The sequence below is a fragment of the Bacteroidota bacterium genome, from assembly GCA_041658205.1.
Lineage (GTDB): Bacteria > Bacteroidota > Ignavibacteria > UBA10030 > UBA8401 > UBA8401.
In genome coordinates this window covers 615,193-632,941 of sequence record JBBAAO010000001.1, presented here as the reverse complement: position 1 = coordinate 632,941, position 17,749 = coordinate 615,193, and the positions used below count along the sequence as shown (strand labels likewise).

The window sequence follows — 17,749 nt, the reverse complement described above, 5'->3', positions numbered from 1 at the left end:
TCAACTGATGACCTTGTATTTTTTTAATACCTCAGTGATATCCGGAAACGATATCGGTTTCGGTAAAAATTCTTCCGCATTGCACGATTCCATGATAGCTTTAATATCTTCCTCATTTGTCAAGGCCGACATCAAAATCGCAGTGAAGTCCAATGTAATGAGTTTCATCTGTTTTATTGCATCCGATCCGTTCTTGTGCGGCATAATCTGATCGATGAAAACAATATCCGGTTTGAATGCGGCGAATTTTTGGACGGCGTCTTCGCCATCAACAGCATATTCAACCTTTACACCCAGCTTTGAAATAATGGCGCCAAACAGAATGCGATTTGCTTCCGCATCGTCCACGATGAGAGCTTTTTTCATACATATCCCAATTTCTCCCCCCGCTGTTATAGTAAGAAGAAATCAAAGACGAATCAATACTTTTGCCGAATTTTGAAAATATTTTCAAATAATAATTTGCATCTTTTTGTTGGAATGGGTGAAAATAAAAACGCCGATAATAAATTATCGGCGTTGAAATCTTTTTTGGACTTCTCCTAACCCAACACGCGTAAATATTCTTCAAGGGATATAATTCCAGAAACTAATTTTTTTGCGGCATCGAATCGGATTCCTTCAAACCCTTTTTTCACTGCCGATTCTTTCACCTTCACCGGTGATGCTTCATTAAAGATCAAATCTTTGAGTTCTTCTTCAACGATCAATACTTCATGAATCGCTGTTCGTCCCAGATGCCCATCACCGCCGCATACTTCGCATCCTCGTCCTCGGTATAATACGATTGAATCTTCCAGCTGACTAAGACCGGCGGCATTCATCATATGTTTTGTCGGTTTATAACTTTCTCGGCAATGTTTGCAAATTTTTCTCACCAATTGCTGGTAAATAATTCCATTTAATGTCGGCGCCAGCCATGATGGAGGAATTCCGAAATTGGTCATACGAGGAATGCAGGAAAGTGCATCGCTGGAAAGGATTGTACTGACAACCATCGTCCCCGTCAGCGCAGCTTCGGCGGCGGCGGCGCCCGCCTCCGCATCCCGGATCTCTCCAAGAAAAATCAAGTCTGGGTGTTGTCGCAATACTGCACGCATGGAAGAAGCATAGTCCAGTTTTTGATCGACATCCACCTGCACCTGGCTGGCAAATTCCAGCCGGTATTCAACCGGATTTTCAACAGTAATAATATTCTTTTGTGAATCACGAAGCTCGTTCATACATCCGTAAACAGTGGATGTTTTTCCTCCGGCAGAAGGACCAGCAACAATCAATAATCCACGAGGTCTGTTCAGCAGATATCGCACAAGCACGAGATTTTCCGAGGAGAATCCAAGATCGTTGATGTCAACAACACGGTTCGATTTTTTCAGAATACGTACGGAAAACCGTTCTCCCTCAACCGTCGGCAGCGTACTCACCCTCATATCGAACGAAAAATTTCCGTAAGTGGAAGCGTACCGGCCATCCTGTGCTTTTTTCTTATCGAACATGTTCAAACTGCCGCGCGACCGCATAACGTTACACAACGATTCGGTCATCTCTTTGGGGAGTGAAACAGCATATTCAAGAACACCGTCTATATTGTATCGTACCCGGAACTCCTGTTCCATCGGTTCAAAATAGATGTCTGTTGCTCCAATTTTGATCGCTCGAATAATAATCTCATCAATCAGCACATCGGCATTCGGGATTCTGCCTGTCTTATAAATTTCATAGACTTTCTCTTTCCCGCGTTTCCGCATATCAAGAGTATCAATCTGAAATTTCGACGGAATTTGTTGATATTCATCTGTCTCATCCACCGGTGCTTTCATAACGATAGCATGGTAGGCTGAGCGTTTCACCGCTACGGGAATGATGAACACCTTCGCGTCACGGCGCATCTCATCCAGTATTTCTTTATAGGGCGGATCGGTAAACGCAACAGTCAATTCAACCCCGCTTCGAATAATGGGGAGAGCATGATATTTCCCCAGAAATTCATCTTTCAGCTGTTGATTGGTGACAGAAACTATGGAAGGAGCTAGATTGACATAAGGAATTTTGAATTCTTCTGAAATGGAGGTGGCAACAGTCTCTTCATTTACACCAAGATTGTCAATCAAAACATCGGCACACCTTTTTTGTTCCACGTCCCCCATCATTCGATGAAATTTATCGAACTTTGTCTTTTCAACATATCCCTTGGCAAAAAGGAATTTAATGATCTTTACGTCTTCGTCCCTGATCATAGACTTATTCGAATAATTTATCAATATCGGTTTGAGAGACAGCGTTTGTTATCTCTTCCGCATGAGTGGTAATCTGCTGGATTTCAATTAATCGCATCAATTCCTGTTCAGAAAAATTAGGATTCGGGTTTGCGTTGGATTCTAACCGAAGCGTACGCGACAGTAAAGAAGACTTCATTAATTGTTTCCCGCACGACCCGCAGTACGAATCCATCAAAGAGTTTAAAAATCCACATCGGCACCGGACCGTATTCAATTTGTTTCCGCAACTGATACATTCCAAAGCAGTTCGCGGATTATCGCTGCTGCATAAAGAACAGATCATGGCGCAACTCCTTCCAAATTGAGTAACTTTTTCATTATTTCTACAATCTTGTTCGGCATATACGGTTTAACAAGATAATAACTCGCCCCTCTGTTCTTTGCTTCCTGGACTGCTTCGATGTTGGAAACTGCGGAAACAATGACAACAATCGCATCGGGTTTCACATTCCGAATTTCGCGCAACACTTCCATACCCGACATTTTTGGAAGCATATTATCCAAAAAGGTAATCGTCGGTTTATCCTGCGTGTACCGCATTAATCCTTCTGCACCATCGGCAGCATAATGGATCTCTTTGATTCCGATTTTTTTGAGTGATAATGCAAACAAAGTACGAATATGATCAGAGTCATCTACTACCAGGACAGAAACATCTTCAATCTTCATAATGCTTTTGAGTTATAAAGTGGAACGCGTTACACGTTGAATCTCTTCCAACGTTGTGAGGCCAGCGACAACTTTTTTCATTCCGTCAAAACGCAGATCACGAAAACCATTCTTTAATGCCGCTTCGCGAATTTTCGATGTTGTTTCATTTTGATAGATGAGAGTTTGTATTTCTTCGTTAACAAAAAAGACTTCATGTATTGCTATTCGGCCGCTGTATCCTTGATAATTACACTTCTTACATCCCACACCGCGGTAAAACGGTGCTCTGCCTGAAAGACCGCTGACTCCGGCTTTATACAATATTTCTTCCGAAGGTTGATATTCATCCTTACAAAAATCACACACTTTCCGAACAAGCCGCTGTGCAAGCACTCCAATGAGTGCGGGCGCAAGCCAATAGGATGGAACGCCCATATTGATTAACCGAGGAATTGCGCCGACAGCATCATTCGTATGCAGTGTGCTTAACACCAGATGACCCGTTAACGCTGCTTCCGTTGCAATAATCCCGGTTTCCGAATCACGAATCTCGCCGACAAGCGCCACATCAGGATCTTGTCGCAATATCGCGCGTAACGCATTGGCAAACGTAAGTTCTCGGTCAGGGTCGACATTAACTTGATTGATCGTATCCACAAGATATTCTACGGGATTTTCCACCGTAACAATATTTTTTTCGACCGATTTAATATGATTGATTGCTGCGTACAGTGTAGTACTCTTTCCGCTCCCGGTCGGGCCGGTTACCAAAAAAAGACCGTTCGGTTGATTCAATAAATGTTCGAGCATGGCCAGATTATGATTAGCCAATCCAAGCTCAGTAATTTTTTTATTGATAGAACTCTTATTCAGGATACGAAGAACAATTTTTTCGCCTCCTACAGTCGGCAATGAATTGACCCGAAGATCGAATGACCGTGTTTCCAGCGTCAATGAGATACGCCCATCCTGAGGTTTCTTCTTCTCAAAAATATCCATTGCCGCTTTATTCTTCACTACCGCAGCAATCCCTTCCGATATTTTTTTGGGGAAGGAAGCCACCCGTTGCAACACACCGTCCAACCGGTACCGGAGCCGCACTTCATCGTCAAATGGTTCAAGATGGATATCGCTCGCACCAATCTTAATCGCACGGAGAAATATTTCATCAACCAACTCAATCAACGGCGGAAATTCACCGATCTTTTCGAGACGATCGACCTCTTTCCCTCCCGTTCGCACGACATCGAATTTTTGGAGATCAATGACACTTGCAATGCGCTTTAATTCGTCGAATCCCCCCTGTTGGATTTTCAGTGTCTCATCAAAATCATTCACTGCCGCAATAACAGGGATAATTTTCTTTTGAGTAAGTTTGGCAAGTTCATCCAACACTTCTTTATAAGGAGGATCAGTGACCGCGACGGTCAGTTCATTACCAAAAAGAAACATTGGGATCACGCGGTGTTTACGAATAAACGAAATTGAGAGGATCTCTTTGGGGGCCGAATTCGTTTCGGCATATAATTTCATGACGGGTAAATTAAACGCTTTACCGATATGGTGGACTAATTCATCCGGTGTAAAGAAACCAAACTCGACCAGCGCACGCGCAATTCCTTCATTCATACCATAATTATTGGCAGTGTCGGTAAATTGCTTCCACCGTTCCTCTGTCAACACTTTGTTGGTAAGACAATAATCACGGAATATGTAGTCTTCGCGGGCAAACATAATCAGTCGAAAAGTTTATCAAGGTCAGATTGCGTGAGCGTTTGAATTTCTTTTTTAGCGACAAGTCGTTCACCCTCTTCCAGCATTTCGCCGATATCATTTTCATTATACTGAGGGATATTCATCGTGCGAAGCTGTTTCCCTTCATTAATCATTGCTGCAATAACAGTTGGAATGGGTACGCCGCATTTGCCGCACCGTCGATACACAAGTGGGTTACCATGGTTACAGGACGAACATTTCCATCCCAACTCCGTTCCGCAATCCGTACATTCGAACGGAGGATCGAAATATTTTTTATTGCACGTGGGACAAGCGTAATTGGGAACTGTCATTCGGTGATAAGGTTGAATTTTCTCAGGACTTCGTAAATTTTTTCCGCTTCATACGGTTTTAAAATATAACCGTTCGCTCCCGCAGCTTTTGCTTCTTGAACATCTTCGGTAGCGGAAATGGACGTCAACATCACTCCGATAAAATTTGGATTTATTTTTTTCATCTCGGCTAATGCTTCAACGCCCGATTTTTTTGGCATGATATAATCTAAAAAAACAATATCCGGTTGAGCGGCAACGAATTTTTCAACACCTTCTGCGCCGTTTTCTGCCATTTCAACGATCAATCCTTTTTTCCGCAAAATAGCATTTAAGAGAGTACGATTATATGCGGAATCATCAACAACAAGGGCTTTTTTCATGTAAGTATTTTTGTCATGTCATTCAGATAGTAGGAATAAAATGAGAATGAAGCAACCACGATACGCCTGATGTTATAGTACTCTCATTTATTTTTTCTTACTGTTTAGATGTTAATTTTTTAATCGAGCGGAATGTCTATATGAGCAAAAGCTTTTTTTATTGGCAGTACTTCATCTTCATATAATCGGATGGATGTTCCTTCTGCATGATGATATACGTTTAATTTTGGCCGTTTATCGGGTTCAATTTCGACTTGTGTAATATCGCTTTTTTGAATAACTATTCTCCTCTTTGAAAAACCGATCGGTTTTTCAAACACGACTATTGTGGGATACACGGCAATAAACCGAAGTGTAAATGCATACGTGGCTACGATACTAATGATTATCAGCGGAATTAAAAATAATTGGTTCTCCATAAATATTTCATCCGTTGGTCCATAAATATACATGGGTAATTCAATAAGAAGTATTATTGAAAAAACAACGAATATACCATCCCAAAAAACATCAAACCGTGAGCGATAAATTGGCTTCATTTTATCGAGTCCGTTTAATTTTATAATCCTTACCGGTAATAGTTACGGTGTAACGGGGAATTATTTTAGTGCGAACCGGAGCAATACCATCTGCTTGGATAATGAGTGAATTGGTTGATGCATTGGTGACTTGATACGTAGCAAATGATTTTTTATTGCCATAGACTGCACCAACTTCTAAATATTTTTGTAATCCTGCAGTTCCTTTTTTTATTTTCGAAAATGACTTCTTACCCCCTTCTAAACTGGTCGGCTTGTGATAATATTCTTGCGCTTTTGTCGCAAGATATTGCAAATCCTGTTCAATCTGTGACAAGTAAATGGAATCACCATTTTCTTGATAAAGCTTTATTCCGGTTGATACGGCTACTCCAATAATGAGTAAACCAAGAACAAGCAATAACTGCTGCTGCTGTGCCATAATTTCCCTCCGCAGGTTATTGCTAACTTCGGCAAATAAAGTGGCATATTCAATATCACCGTATTGAATTTAATCAATCCGGATATTTTTCTCCTGTTTCTTCGAAATTTTTCCTTTTAGGCAATCGGGGCAAAGACATTCCTTTGCATCTTCAATACGAATCAGATGCGGATGATCAAAACACCAGCACGTTGGTTCACCTACTGCTATACCGCAGCGAAATTCTTTCCCGCATTGAGGGCACCGAGATCTTTTTTCAAAATTATGCATACAAATAAAAAAACCTTACTGTAAAAAAGTAAGGCTTCAAATAGTACATTATCATTATTGATTATATCATCTGTATGTTTGGTGTATCCAAGACAATCTCTCGATCAAAGATCCAACGGAATTTTGCGGAACCGGAGATCTTCAGACGATCAGCAACTTTTTCATACCTCTGAGACAATGTGCAGAGATAATCCTGTGCTTTGGCCGATGTATCGGAAAGACCGTTTAATGTTTCAACCTTCCACTCCTGGACTAAAGCAGCAATAATGCTCGCATAATCTTTCGCAGTATAGACGCCGATCCGCTGAGCAACATTGGAAAATTTTGAGAACAAATCTGTATCCTTTCCGTCAGTCATTAAACTGGCAGGCATTGTTACTTTATTTTTCATCATATTCGCAAAGGCTGTCACAGCATTTCCCGGATCAACTTCAAATATTTTCGACATAAAAAGTTTGTATGCTTTTTCATGACGAGCTTCATCGCCGGCGATCAATCCGCAGATCTTATGAAGATGTTCATCGCCGCATCGTTTTGCAAGAATGCCGACATTGCGGTGAGAGATCTTCGTTGCACGTTCTTGAAAAGAGGTGTAGATAAATCCAAGATAGGGGTCGTTTCCGGAATTCGTATTGAATCCGTTGTTGATCAAATGCTGCACGGTTGTTTCAACAGAACGCATATCAACGCGTCCGGTAAGGTAGAGATATTTATTCAGTAGATCGCCGTGACGATTTTCTTCTGATGTCCATCCTCTGCTCCATTTTGCCCACGGAGAATCGCTGTCGCCAGTCGGATCATTAATTCCGCCGAATCGGTTGAGCCACGTTTGATAACTCGGCAATGCTTCTTCGGTTACCATATCTCCCACGAGCACTACCAAAACTTCGTCGGTCAGCTCTTTTGCTCTACGGCGAAACTCGGTAATCTGTTCTCGCCAATCTTCTGCACGCATATCAGGAAGCAGATCAGAGGGCTGCCAGTTCTCATTGATCGGTTTCAGCAAATTTGAAAGATTATCGTCAACAAATCCTTCAATGCTTTTGACAACTTCAAACTGTTTGGAAGTGACTTCGAGCTGGTTCATAATGATTTCCCCTCTTCAGTATTCTTAAACAAGATACAAAAATCCGAATTGAGAAAGCAACTTTTACGGCCATATGATCAGTTCGTACAAATGAAAACGCCGAGGATATTGCTGCCTCGGCGTTTTCACCTTCTTTCGTTAAGATGTAGGACACCTCTTAGGTGTAATATGTCTTATTTATTTCTCCGTGCCTCTGTGGTGAAGAACTCAGGAGCATCCTGAAGTACTTCCACATTGCGTGCATTTATAGCAAGCCCCCGACCGGATCATCAAGCTTCCACATTCATGACAAGGCGGTGCATCGGCTTGCGTCTGAAACACATATTTTTCGCCTCGCTCAGCAGCAGTGACAGTTTCTGTCTTCACTTCTGCTTTTGCGACCGTTTCCAGCACGGGTGTTTCCGTAACCATGGTCATCACTTGTTCATCCTTCGGCAGGAATTTAATCCCTAACCAGCGGAAGATGTAATCACAGATCGATTTTGCAATTGGGATGTCCGGATTCTGCGTGAATCCTGATGGCTCAAATCTCATATGGCTGAATTTATCTACCAGCACTTTAATCGGCACGCCATACTGTAATGCGATGGAAATTGATGTTGCAAATGCATCCATCATACCGGAAAGTGTTGAACCTTCTTTTGACATGGTGATAAATACTTCGCCCGGTGTTCCATCTTCATACATACCGGCGGTGATATAACCTTCGTGTCCTGCAATGCTGAATTTGTGTGTATATGCTGCACGTTCTGCCGGCAAACGGCGGCGGGCAATGCGAGCCTCCGCTTTCTTCTCTTCCTTCTTCTTGTCACCATCCAAAGAGGTCGAAAGTGGTTGCGTCCGTTTACAGCCATCACGATATACTGCGACAGCCTTTAATCCTAATTTCCAGGATTCAACATATGCCTGCATAATATCTTCAGGTGTAACTTCTGTTGGCATATTGACTGTTTTGGAAATTGCACCGGAAAGGAACGGCTGTGTTGCACCCATCATTTTAATGTGTCCCATATATTGAATGGAACGCTTTCCTTTTGCCGGTTTAAATGCACAGTCGAATACAGACATGTGCTCATCTTTTAAGAATGGCGCACCTTCAATCGTATCGTTCTTATCAATGAACGAGACGATGTGTTCAATTGCTTCGCTGTCGTACCCAAGTTTGCGAAGAGCTTCGGGGACAGTCTGATTGACAATCTTCATCATTCCGCCGCCGACAAGTTTTTTATATTTCACAAGAGCAATGTCAGGTTCTACACCGGTGGTATCGCAATCCATCATAAACCCGATCGTTCCGGTTGGTGCAAGCACAGTTGCCTGACCGTTCCGGAAGCCATTCTCTTTTCCGAGTTCAATCGCTTCTTTCCATGAAATGCTCGATGCTTCCCATAATTCATTCGGAACATAATCTTTGGAAATCTTATCAGCGTGGATACTGTGTTTGTTCATTACACCAAGCATTGGTTCACGATTGATCGCATAACCTTTGAACGGTCCTGTATGTTCGGAGATGCGTGCAGATTGAGCGTACGCTTCACCGCACATTAACGATGTGATAGCAGCAGCATATTCACGTCCGGAATCAGAATCATACGCAAGTCCACGAGCCATTAATAGGGCACCAAGATTCGCATATCCTAATCCAAGAGGACGATAGTCATGACTGTTCTTTTCAATCGCCGGTGTGGGATAACTTGCGTTATCAACAAAAATTTCCTGAGCAGTGATTGTAACATCTACTGCATATTTGAACGATTCAACATCAAATTCGCCATTCTCTTTTCTAAATTTCATCAAATTGAGTGAGGCAAGGTTACAAGCTGAATCATCTAAATACATATATTCGCTGCAAGGATTCGAAGCGTTGATCCGTGCCGTGTTAGAAGATGTATGCCATGCATTCACCGTTGTATCGAATTGCATACCTGGATCACCGCATAGCCACGCTGCTTCTGATATTTGCCGCATTAAATCACGCGCACGAAATGTATCGACAACATTTCCGCCTTTAATAGATTTGGTCTGCCATTCTTTATCTTCGAGAACAGCCTTCATAAACTCATCTGTTACGCGAACAGAGTGGTTTGCATTTTGATAGGAAACAGAATCATACGCGCCGCCGGGAACATTGAACCCTCCATTATATCCTGAATCAATCAACGCCCATGCTTTTTTCTCTTCTACCGCTTTGCAATTGATAAACTCAACAACATCCGGATGATCAGCATTCAAGATTACCATTTTTGCAGCACGACGGGTTTTTCCACCGGACTTAATTACTCCTGCAAACGCGTCAAAACCTTTCATAAACGAAACTGGGCCGGATGCTGTCCCTCCTCCTGCAAGTGTCTCCTTTGAAGAACGGAGCGTGGAAAGGTTTGAACCTGTCCCCGAACCAAATTTAAAGAGCATCCCTTCAGTACGAGCAAGCCCGAGGATTGATTCCATCGAATCTTGTACGGAATTGATGAAGCAAGCCGAACATTGCGGTTTTTCTTCAACACCAACATTAAACCACACCGGACTGTTAAAAGCCATGTATTGGTTCACAAGAATAAAACAGAGCTCATTATAGAATATGTCTGCATCTTTTTCTGAAGCAAAATATTTTTGTTTACGACCCCAATTAACAGTAGAGGTCGCAACACGGTCAACAATTTGGCGAACGCTTGTTTCGCGTTCGGGAGTATTTATTAGCCCATGGAAATACTTGGACACAACAACATTGGTAGCGGTCATCGACCACGATTTCGGTATTTCAACGTTCTTCTGTTCGAATATTTTTTCCCCTTTTTCATTGGTAATTACCGCCGTTCTGAGTTCCCATTCTACTTGAGCAAATGGATGAACACCCTCTGTGGTAAAAAAACGACGGAATGTGAGCCCCTGAGTCCCTGATTTCGTAGCTGATGCGGTTTCTTTTACCGCTACTTTAGTGTCACTCATTGGGTTATATCCTCCTGTTAATTAAAAATGTTTGATAAAATTGGTAGTAAGTGTCTGAATTTATAGTTACTTAAGAATTCAATGCTTTTCTGAACAAAAATGAAAAAACGAGCCATCATTCTCTAAAGAATAGAGAAAGCCCCAAATTGTTTATACTAAATTAACTTTCTGATAACTCGGAGAGAACTTCGCCCTGTGTAACCGTATGCGAATATAGATGGTTACAACACTCAAGTCAAGGAGAAAATGAAGTCTTTTTATCTCCCCTTTATTGTTCTAAAACTTAACTTGACAACAGAATGATTCATTATGCGATGTTTGACAATTGCCACGTAACGCCGTTATAGAGATATCCACTACTTCGCTGAAGACAAACAAAAAAGCATTTGAAAAAGCTAACCAATTGATACAAAATATTACATAACGCACATCAACATATAACGGCTGAACAAAATATATTCTCTCTAAAAAATGCATTCATTAAAATATGTGAATAGAAAAATATTTTTACGTAAGAAAGGCTGTGAAAAAATTAATTTTAAAAAATATTTCTACACTGAAAAAAAAACGAATTCATATTGCTTTAGTTACATTGACTTTAGGGCATTTTTTCGATAAATTTTAACATTATACTTTTTCTTCTTCATTAATCTTTCTTCTATGGAATCGTACATACCAATTTTTATGATGATCGGAGTAGCAGGGTTTCTAGGAATTGTTTTCCTGACGCTTCAACGCTTTTTAGGTCCACACCGTCCTAACCCTGAAAAACTTTCGACATACGAAAGTGGAATGCCGCCTATAAAATCTGCACGAGAACGCTTCTCCGTAAAATACTATATGGTTGCAGTGTTATTTATCCTGTTCGACATTGAGGTAATCTTTCTTTATCCATGGGCAGTAAACTTTCGAGTGCTTGGATTGTTTGGGTATGTGGAAATGATATTGTTTATCCTCATTTTACTTGTCGGCTATCTCTATATTTTGAAAAAAGGAGCTCTGCAATGGGATTAGAACACGCACTTGGCGACACCGCACTAACAACAACTATAGATTCTGCAATTAATTGGTGTCGAAAAAATTCTATCTGGCCAATGCCGCTCGGTATTTCCTGCTGTGGTATTGAAATGATGGCTTTTGCAATGCCTCGCTTTGATGTGGCACGATTTGGAGCAGAAGTTTTTCGTTTCTCTCCCAGACAATCCGATCTCCTATTAGTAGCAGGAACAACAACATATAAAATGGCTACTGTTGTTCGTAAAATCTACGATCAAATGCCGGATCCGAAATGGGTGATTGCTATGGGTGCATGCACTTCTTCTGGTGGAATGTATCGGACGTATTCTGTCGTTCAAGGGATTGATCAATTTTTGCCGGTGGATGTATATGTTGCCGGGTGCCCCCCGCGTCCGGACAATTTGCTTCATGCATTGATGATGATTCAGGAAAAGATTCAACGCGGCGAAAGCAAAGGAACACCAATGACCGTCGGAGCTGAAATACGAGAAAGAGAGCTGCTGCAAATTCAAGGCGTGAACAATAATTGAATCTCTATTATATAGATCGAACCTCAAGAAGATAAACTTTATGTTAACAACAGTAGTAGAAAAATTGACAGCAGCATTTCCGAATAGCATCACGTCAGTTCAAGAGTTCCGGGGAGAAACAACAGTCCATATCAAAAAGGAAGATATTGTTTCTGTCTGTCAATTTCTTCGCGACGACGCATCATCACTATTTGATTATTGTTCTGATATCTGCGGTGCTGATGCATACACTCCAGAAAATCGATTTGAAGTGATCTATAATCTCTACTCTACAGTACTAAATCACCGGATCCGTTTGAAAATCTTTATTGATGAATCTCATTTGCATTGTGCTTCTGTCATCTCCGTATGGCCAGGAGCAAATTGGCCGGAACGTGAAACATTCGACATGTTCGGGATAATTTTTGACGGACATAACGATTTGAGAAGAATGTATATGCCGGAAGAGTTTGAGTATCATCCTCTCCGAAAAGATTTCCCGATGATGGGCATCCCCGATTCAATTCCACTTCCACGAAAATAAATATTAATAGAACGATACGATGAATTTAGAACAAGCAATGGAAGTCCGGCAGCAAAAGATCCTCACTGCCCTCGAGAATAAAAACACCAGCGTTTATTTTAAAGATGCACTTGATAATGAGATGGTCCTTAATATGGGCCCGCAGCATCCCGCGACACACGGCGTTCTGCGTCTGCTCATTAAACTGGATGGTGAAACCGTTGCCGCATGTGTTCCTGAACTGGGATATTTGCATCGCGGATATGAGAAACTCGCTGAAAATTGTTCATACCACGAATTTATTCCCCACACTGATCGTCTGGATTATCTTTCCCCCTTAATGAATAACACTGCCTACGTTCTTGCAGTTGAAAAACTTGTGGGAATTGAAGCGCCAAAACGGGCACAGTATATACGTACCATTATCTCCGAAATGGCCCGAGTGTCGTCCCATTTACTGGGTATTGGTGCACTGGCGATGGATGTTGGCGCATTAACAGTATTTACTTGGTCATTCCGTGAACGCGAAAAGATGTACGATATTTTCGAGTTGTTGACCGGTGCTCGTTTTACCACAAGTTTTACGCGTGTCGGAGGTTTAGCACATGATATGACACCTGATGTTATCGCGGCAGTAAAAGACTTTTTTGATCAATTCCCGCAGAAATTCAACGAGTGTATTTCCATGTTGAATACCAACAGAATCTTTGTGGAACGTTTGGATGGCGTTGGTGTAATCACAAAAGAAAAAGCAATCTCTATGGGTATGAGCGGACCAAATCTGCGTGCGGTAGGGTTGGAATGTGACCTTCGAAAGACTCAGCCATACTTGATCTATAATGAACTTGATTTCAATATTCCTGTTTTTAATGACGGCGATTGTTTATCCCGATATTATGTTCGCTTAAACGAAGTGAAAGAAAGCGTAAAAATTATACGGCAATGTCTTGAAAAAATGCCGGCAGGTCCTGTCCATGCAAACCAACCAAAGAAAGTCCTTCCGCGCAAAGAACAGATCTACACAAAAATGGAAGAGTTGATCCATGACTTTATGCTGATCAATTTCGGCGTAAATCCTCCGGTAGGCGAAGTCTATCACGCGGTTGAAGCATCGAAAGGTGAACTAGGATTCTATATTCAATCCCGCGGTGAAGGACATCCGTGGCGGTTAAAGATCCGCTCCCCCTCATTCATGAATTTACAATCGACATCGTTACTCGTTGAAGGCGGAATGATCTCCGATATCGTCGCCGTGCTGGGAAGTCTTGACCCTGTGATGGGTGAAGCGGATAAGTAATTATTCCCGTTCAACAGACAAGTATCCCTGAACGGTTTTTTATGATATTCATTTTTTAATTTTTTTATGCTCAAACAAGAAAATCTCGAAAAAGCACAAGCACTCTTCACCCGTTATCCGGAAAAGAAAGCGGCTCTCCTCCCTATCCTATGGATCGCCCAAGAACAGGAAGGTTGGATTTCACAGGAGATGATGAAATACATCGGCGATCTTGTCGGTGTTCCGTATGCACATGTACTTGGCGTTGTTACATTTTACACCATGTATAATGACAAGAAGTTGGGAAAACATCATATTGAAGTCTGCACAAATGTTTCGTGCATGCTTCGCGGATCAGATAAAATTCTTTCTACCGTTGAAAAAGCCTGCGGTGCAAAACTCGGTTCCACATCCGCTGATGGAAAATTCACTATTTCAGAAGTAGAATGTATGGGTGCATGCGGCGGAGCACCAATGATTGCAATTGGCGAAGAGTACCATGAACATTTGACGCCGGAAAAGACCGAACAACTTCTAGCAAGTTTGAAATAATTCAATCCTGTCGCAGTATTCCATCCTGACAGGATTTTACCTTTTTAATGAGACTATGGAAAAATACATTCTCCCGGACATAAAAAATTATTACCAGATTGATACCTATGAACAGCATGGCGGTTATGCTGCACTGAAAAAAGTGTTAACCATGAAACCGGATGAAGTGATCGACGAAGTAAAAAAATCCGGTCTTCGTGGACGCGGAGGGGCATGTTTCCCCACCGGCTTAAAATGGTCCTTCATGCCGAAAGGAAATGACAAACCGAAATATCTTGCTGTGAACGGCGATGAATCGGAACCAGGTACGTTTAAAGACAGGCAGATCTTCGAACTCAATCCGCATATGATGATCGAAGGAATCATCATCGGATGTTACGCAATGGGAATAAACGCAGCTTACATCTATATCCGCGGCGAGTATGGGAAATGGATAAAGATGGTAGATAAAGCTTTAGCTGATGCATATGCAAAAGGGTATGTTGGAAGCAATATTCTCGGAACAGGGTTTTCCACAAATATCTACACTCATAAAGGTGCCGGAGCTTATATTTGCGGTGAAGAATCGGCATTGATGAATTCTGTTGAAGGTGAACGGGGATATCCCAGAGTGAAACCACCATTCCCTGCGCAAAAAGGATTATGGGCATCTCCGACCACAATTAACAATGTGGAAACAATGACCAATGTTCCACTCATTATCAATAAAGGATCAGAGTGGTATTCAAAGATCGGTGTTGCCAAACATCCCGGACCAATCCTCGTCGGAATCAGCGGCCATGTCAATAAACCGGGTGTGTATGAAATCCCAACAGGTGTGCCTCTTCTGACATTGATCAACGATGCGCAGTATGGGGGTGGAGTTTCCGGCGGAAAAAAAATTAAAGCGGTTATTCCCGGCGGATCGTCGACAATGATACTTCGTGGTGAAAACCTTGAAGGTGTGAATATGGATGCTGATTCCTTGAAAGCTGCAGGATCGTCCGTAGGAACTGCAGGTTTAATTGTGATGGATGAAGATACCGACCTGGTTCGAGTGTTGACGCGTATTTCTCATTTCTATCACCATGAATCGTGCGGTCAATGCACACCGTGCCGTGAAGGAACTGGATGGCTAGAAAAAATGCTTCACCGTTTTGAACATTACGAAGCGCGGCAGGAAGATGTTGATATGCTGGTGAATGTCGCAAATCAAATAGAAGGAAATACTATTTGTGCACTTGGTGACGCTGCGGCATGGCCGGTGCAGAGTTTTGTAAAACGCTTCAGAGAAGAGTTTGAAAAACGGGTGAAAGAAAAGAAGGAAGTTGAAGCGGCATAATTTTTGACGAACAATGACGCCGATAATATTTATCGGCGTTTTTATTTTCACAAATTTTATCATTGGACCGATTTGAAGAAAACGCTACTTCTTCTTTTTATCTTTCTCCCAATCTGTTTGACGGCACAACAGCATCCCCTGGCAGTCGAATCCTCCGCACTACTTGATCCTGGACTTGCACAACTCGATCTTGGATTATCGTACTTCCGTAATCAACCATATCCGCTCTCAGGGTTAAAGGGACACTTACTCAAATTCGGAAATTTATATTTTGCGGTATCACTGAGTGAATATGTAGAACTGCAGACTGAGGGAACAGTGCTGAATCTATTGGATGTCACAAAGCGTGATTCCGCATTCAACTCCAGAAGAACAACTCGTTCGAATCCCACCGGCGATATTGGTGATTTTACCATATGGACAAAATTTGGTCTGTTAAACGAGTATCGATTCGGATTGGGTCTTTCTGTTAGATTTGGCGTCCAACTTCCGAACGCAAGCAATGAATCGGGCCTCGGAGTAGACGAGATGAATTTTTACTCTTCCCTGTTATTGGAAAAACATATTGGCGGTAAATGGACGTGCAACGTAGGACTAGGCATTCTGAGTGATCCGACAGTACTGGGACAACAGCATGATGTTTTCATCTATGGAATTCAATATTATCTTCCAATTGCAGAAAAAACGTCGATCTTTGCAGAAAGTTCCGGTAGAAAGGGACACGCCGGTATAGGCATTCCACATTTGGCAGGCAGTAAGATCGGAATCGAACAAACTTTCGGGGATGTGACTGCAACGTTGTCCGGAATGTTCAACCATTCCCCAAACGATTATGCAAAAGGGGTTGAACTGAGTTTTTCATATCTCTTGCGCATTGTAGACGTCAAAAAATAATTATGAACATAAAACCTCGTTCACTCCGTAAGGGAGATCTCATTGGCATTGTCACTCCCGCAAGCCCTCCGAGTTCTTCTGAAAAAATATATAAAGGGGCAGAATATCTTGAACGACTAGGATATCGGGTAACATTTGGTAAGAATGTCGAAAAAATTTATGGTTACCTTGCGGGAACGGATCAAGAACGCGCGGATGATATCAACAGTATGTTTGCGGATAGGAATGTAAAAGCAATTATTGCTGTACGAGGAGGATATGGAACACCCCGTATACTTCCTTTATTGAATTATTCACTTATCAAGAAAAATCCAAAAATTCTTGTGGGGTACAGCGATCTCACAGCACTTCAACTTGCCATATATAAAAAGACCGGACTGGTAACATTTTCCGGACCCATGGTCGGAGTAGAAATGTTCAAAGGGATCGATCCTTTTACTGAAGAGCATTTTTGGGCATGTGTTTCATCCCCAAAATATAAGGGAATCGTAAAAAACCCTGACGACAGAGAATTACAAACGATTGTCGCCGGGAAAAAATCTGGCGTACTGCTCGGAGGAAACCTCTCGTTGATTGTTGCTCTTGCCGGAAGTAAATATCTCCCTTCATTCAAAAAGTCTCTTCTGTTCATCGAAGAAATAGAGGAAGAATCTTATCGATTCGACCGAATGATGAATCAACTCCGCATCACCAATATTCTCAGTGATGCTGTCGGCATTATCATGTGTGAGTTGACTGATGTGAAAGCAAGCGACACAACAAAACCATTCTTAACCGCGGAACAAGTGATGAATGATTATCTTGCCGGTCTCACAAAACCGGTCGTCAGTGGTTTAGTCTATGGTCATATTTCAAAAAAATTAACTATTCCGCTTGGGATCAATGCAACACTTGATGCAACCAAACGAACGCTTCGATTTGATGAGCCATCTGTTCGGTGAATCTGATAAAATGGAAAAAAGATTCAAAAACAACTGATTTTTCGCCTCATTTTATTGACAAACCGTCCATTTGTACTTACATTTACTATTAT

The 17,749-nt window shown here is 41.9% G+C and carries 20 protein-coding genes; 8 read left to right on the top strand and 12 right to left on the bottom strand.

Translation table 11 applies throughout. The features are described from left to right. The 12 genes from WDA22_02535 to WDA22_02480 form a co-directional block, all read right to left on the bottom strand. Positions 1-366, bottom strand: a complete 366-nt coding sequence (locus tag WDA22_02535) for a response regulator (protein ID MFA5832331.1) — start codon at positions 364-366, stop codon at positions 1-3. Positions 367-542: 176 nt separating this feature from the next. After that, positions 543-2,237, bottom strand: coding sequence for an ATPase, T2SS/T4P/T4SS family (locus WDA22_02530; protein ID MFA5832330.1), 1,695 nt, complete (start codon positions 2,235-2,237; stop codon positions 543-545). A 4-nt stretch (positions 2,238-2,241) separates the two neighbouring features. Further along, a complete protein-coding gene (locus tag WDA22_02525) occupies positions 2,242-2,415 on the bottom strand; it encodes a hypothetical protein (protein ID MFA5832329.1) in 174 nt (57 codons plus the stop codon). Between the two features lie 143 nt (positions 2,416-2,558). Then, complete coding sequence (locus WDA22_02520; protein MFA5832328.1) at positions 2,559-2,948, bottom strand: response regulator; 390 nt, start codon at positions 2,946-2,948, stop codon at positions 2,559-2,561. Between the two features lie 12 nt (positions 2,949-2,960). Further along, on the bottom strand, positions 2,961-4,664 hold the full coding sequence (locus WDA22_02515; GenBank protein ID MFA5832327.1) for a GspE/PulE family protein: 1,704 nt from the start codon (positions 4,662-4,664) through the stop codon (positions 2,961-2,963). 2 nt (positions 4,665-4,666) lie between these two features. Beyond that, the gene (locus WDA22_02510) at positions 4,667-4,999 is read right to left on the bottom strand and encodes a hypothetical protein (protein ID MFA5832326.1); all 333 of its coding nucleotides are present in this window, start codon (positions 4,997-4,999) and stop codon (positions 4,667-4,669) included. After that, positions 4,996-5,361, bottom strand: coding sequence for a response regulator (locus WDA22_02505; protein ID MFA5832325.1), 366 nt, complete (start codon positions 5,359-5,361; stop codon positions 4,996-4,998). The genes WDA22_02510 and WDA22_02505 overlap by 4 nt, the downstream gene beginning before the upstream one ends. A gap of 119 nt (positions 5,362-5,480) precedes the next feature. Beyond that, positions 5,481-5,900, bottom strand: a complete 420-nt coding sequence (locus WDA22_02500; protein MFA5832324.1) for a hypothetical protein — start codon at positions 5,898-5,900, stop codon at positions 5,481-5,483. Between the two features lies 1 nt (position 5,901). Continuing rightward, a complete protein-coding gene (locus WDA22_02495) occupies positions 5,902-6,321 on the bottom strand; it encodes a hypothetical protein (protein MFA5832323.1) in 420 nt (139 codons plus the stop codon). Between the two features lie 69 nt (positions 6,322-6,390). After that, positions 6,391-6,591: a cysteine-rich CWC family protein gene (locus WDA22_02490; GenBank protein MFA5832322.1), complete on the bottom strand. Its 201-nt coding sequence runs from the start codon at positions 6,589-6,591 to the stop codon at positions 6,391-6,393. 61 nt (positions 6,592-6,652) lie between these two features. After that, positions 6,653-7,678, bottom strand: coding sequence for an acyl-ACP desaturase (locus tag WDA22_02485; protein ID MFA5832321.1), 1,026 nt, complete (start codon positions 7,676-7,678; stop codon positions 6,653-6,655). A 207-nt stretch (positions 7,679-7,885) separates the two neighbouring features. After that, the gene (locus WDA22_02480; GenBank protein MFA5832320.1) at positions 7,886-10,624 is read right to left on the bottom strand and encodes a vitamin B12-dependent ribonucleotide reductase; all 2,739 of its coding nucleotides are present in this window, start codon (positions 10,622-10,624) and stop codon (positions 7,886-7,888) included. 660 nt (positions 10,625-11,284) lie between these two features. Here WDA22_02480 and ndhC point away from each other — a divergent pair. From ndhC to WDA22_02440, 8 genes are all read left to right on the top strand, one after another. Continuing rightward, entirely contained in the window at positions 11,285-11,638 is a 354-nt protein-coding gene (gene ndhC, locus WDA22_02475; protein ID MFA5832319.1) for an NADH-quinone oxidoreductase subunit A, read from the top strand. Next, positions 11,629-12,171: an NADH-quinone oxidoreductase subunit B family protein gene (locus tag WDA22_02470; GenBank protein MFA5832318.1), complete on the top strand. Its 543-nt coding sequence runs from the start codon at positions 11,629-11,631 to the stop codon at positions 12,169-12,171. Before ndhC ends, WDA22_02470 begins: the two co-directional genes overlap by 10 nt. Positions 12,172-12,211: 40 nt before the next feature. Then, positions 12,212-12,694: an NADH-quinone oxidoreductase subunit C gene (locus WDA22_02465; protein ID MFA5832317.1), complete on the top strand. Its 483-nt coding sequence runs from the start codon at positions 12,212-12,214 to the stop codon at positions 12,692-12,694. A gap of 19 nt (positions 12,695-12,713) precedes the next feature. Further along, entirely contained in the window at positions 12,714-13,970 is a 1,257-nt protein-coding gene (gene nuoD / locus WDA22_02460; GenBank protein ID MFA5832316.1) for an NADH dehydrogenase (quinone) subunit D, read from the top strand. A 66-nt stretch (positions 13,971-14,036) separates the two neighbouring features. Beyond that, positions 14,037-14,501 (top strand): NAD(P)H-dependent oxidoreductase subunit E, encoded by a 465-nt coding sequence (locus WDA22_02455; GenBank protein MFA5832315.1) that lies wholly within the window; start codon positions 14,037-14,039, stop codon positions 14,499-14,501. Positions 14,502-14,556: 55 nt separating this feature from the next. Then, complete coding sequence (gene nuoF / locus WDA22_02450) at positions 14,557-15,822, top strand: NADH-quinone oxidoreductase subunit NuoF (protein ID MFA5832314.1); 1,266 nt, start codon at positions 14,557-14,559, stop codon at positions 15,820-15,822. A gap of 72 nt (positions 15,823-15,894) precedes the next feature. Next, a complete protein-coding gene (locus WDA22_02445; protein MFA5832313.1) occupies positions 15,895-16,716 on the top strand; it encodes a hypothetical protein in 822 nt (273 codons plus the stop codon). A gap of 2 nt (positions 16,717-16,718) precedes the next feature. Further along, positions 16,719-17,657 (top strand): LD-carboxypeptidase, encoded by a 939-nt coding sequence (locus tag WDA22_02440; GenBank protein MFA5832312.1) that lies wholly within the window; start codon positions 16,719-16,721, stop codon positions 17,655-17,657. Positions 17,658-17,749: the final 92 nt, after the last annotated feature.

What these genes read in the sequence shown, in the direction of transcription:
- WDA22_02535 (MFA5832331.1), bottom strand. Translation starts at nt 366, where the DNA reads ATGAAAAAAGCTCTCATCGTGGACGATGCGGAAGCAAATCGCATTCTG.
- WDA22_02530 (MFA5832330.1), bottom strand. Translation starts at nt 2,237, where the DNA reads ATGATCAGGGACGAAGACGTAAAGATCATTAAATTCCTTTTTGCCAAG.
- WDA22_02525 (MFA5832329.1), bottom strand. Translation starts at nt 2,415, where the DNA reads ATGAAGTCTTCTTTACTGTCGCGTACGCTTCGGTTAGAATCCAACGCA.
- WDA22_02520 (MFA5832328.1), bottom strand. Translation starts at nt 2,948, where the DNA reads ATGAAGATTGAAGATGTTTCTGTCCTGGTAGTAGATGACTCTGATCAT.
- WDA22_02515 (MFA5832327.1), bottom strand. Translation starts at nt 4,664, where the DNA reads ATGTTTGCCCGCGAAGACTACATATTCCGTGATTATTGTCTTACCAAC.
- WDA22_02510 (MFA5832326.1), bottom strand. Translation starts at nt 4,999, where the DNA reads ATGACAGTTCCCAATTACGCTTGTCCCACGTGCAATAAAAAATATTTC.
- WDA22_02505 (MFA5832325.1), bottom strand. Translation starts at nt 5,361, where the DNA reads ATGAAAAAAGCCCTTGTTGTTGATGATTCCGCATATAATCGTACTCTC.
- WDA22_02500 (MFA5832324.1), bottom strand. Translation starts at nt 5,900, where the DNA reads ATGAAGCCAATTTATCGCTCACGGTTTGATGTTTTTTGGGATGGTATA.
- WDA22_02495 (MFA5832323.1), bottom strand. Translation starts at nt 6,321, where the DNA reads ATGGCACAGCAGCAGCAGTTATTGCTTGTTCTTGGTTTACTCATTATT.
- WDA22_02490 (MFA5832322.1), bottom strand. Translation starts at nt 6,591, where the DNA reads ATGCATAATTTTGAAAAAAGATCTCGGTGCCCTCAATGCGGGAAAGAA.
- WDA22_02485 (MFA5832321.1), bottom strand. Translation starts at nt 7,678, where the DNA reads ATGAACCAGCTCGAAGTCACTTCCAAACAGTTTGAAGTTGTCAAAAGC.
- WDA22_02480 (MFA5832320.1), bottom strand. Translation starts at nt 10,624, where the DNA reads ATGAGTGACACTAAAGTAGCGGTAAAAGAAACCGCATCAGCTACGAAA.
- ndhC (MFA5832319.1), top strand. Translation starts at nt 11,285, where the DNA reads ATGGAATCGTACATACCAATTTTTATGATGATCGGAGTAGCAGGGTTT.
- WDA22_02470 (MFA5832318.1), top strand. Translation starts at nt 11,629, where the DNA reads ATGGGATTAGAACACGCACTTGGCGACACCGCACTAACAACAACTATA.
- WDA22_02465 (MFA5832317.1), top strand. Translation starts at nt 12,212, where the DNA reads ATGTTAACAACAGTAGTAGAAAAATTGACAGCAGCATTTCCGAATAGC.
- nuoD (MFA5832316.1), top strand. Translation starts at nt 12,714, where the DNA reads ATGAATTTAGAACAAGCAATGGAAGTCCGGCAGCAAAAGATCCTCACT.
- WDA22_02455 (MFA5832315.1), top strand. Translation starts at nt 14,037, where the DNA reads ATGCTCAAACAAGAAAATCTCGAAAAAGCACAAGCACTCTTCACCCGT.
- nuoF (MFA5832314.1), top strand. Translation starts at nt 14,557, where the DNA reads ATGGAAAAATACATTCTCCCGGACATAAAAAATTATTACCAGATTGAT.
- WDA22_02440 (MFA5832312.1), top strand. Translation starts at nt 16,719, where the DNA reads ATGAACATAAAACCTCGTTCACTCCGTAAGGGAGATCTCATTGGCATT.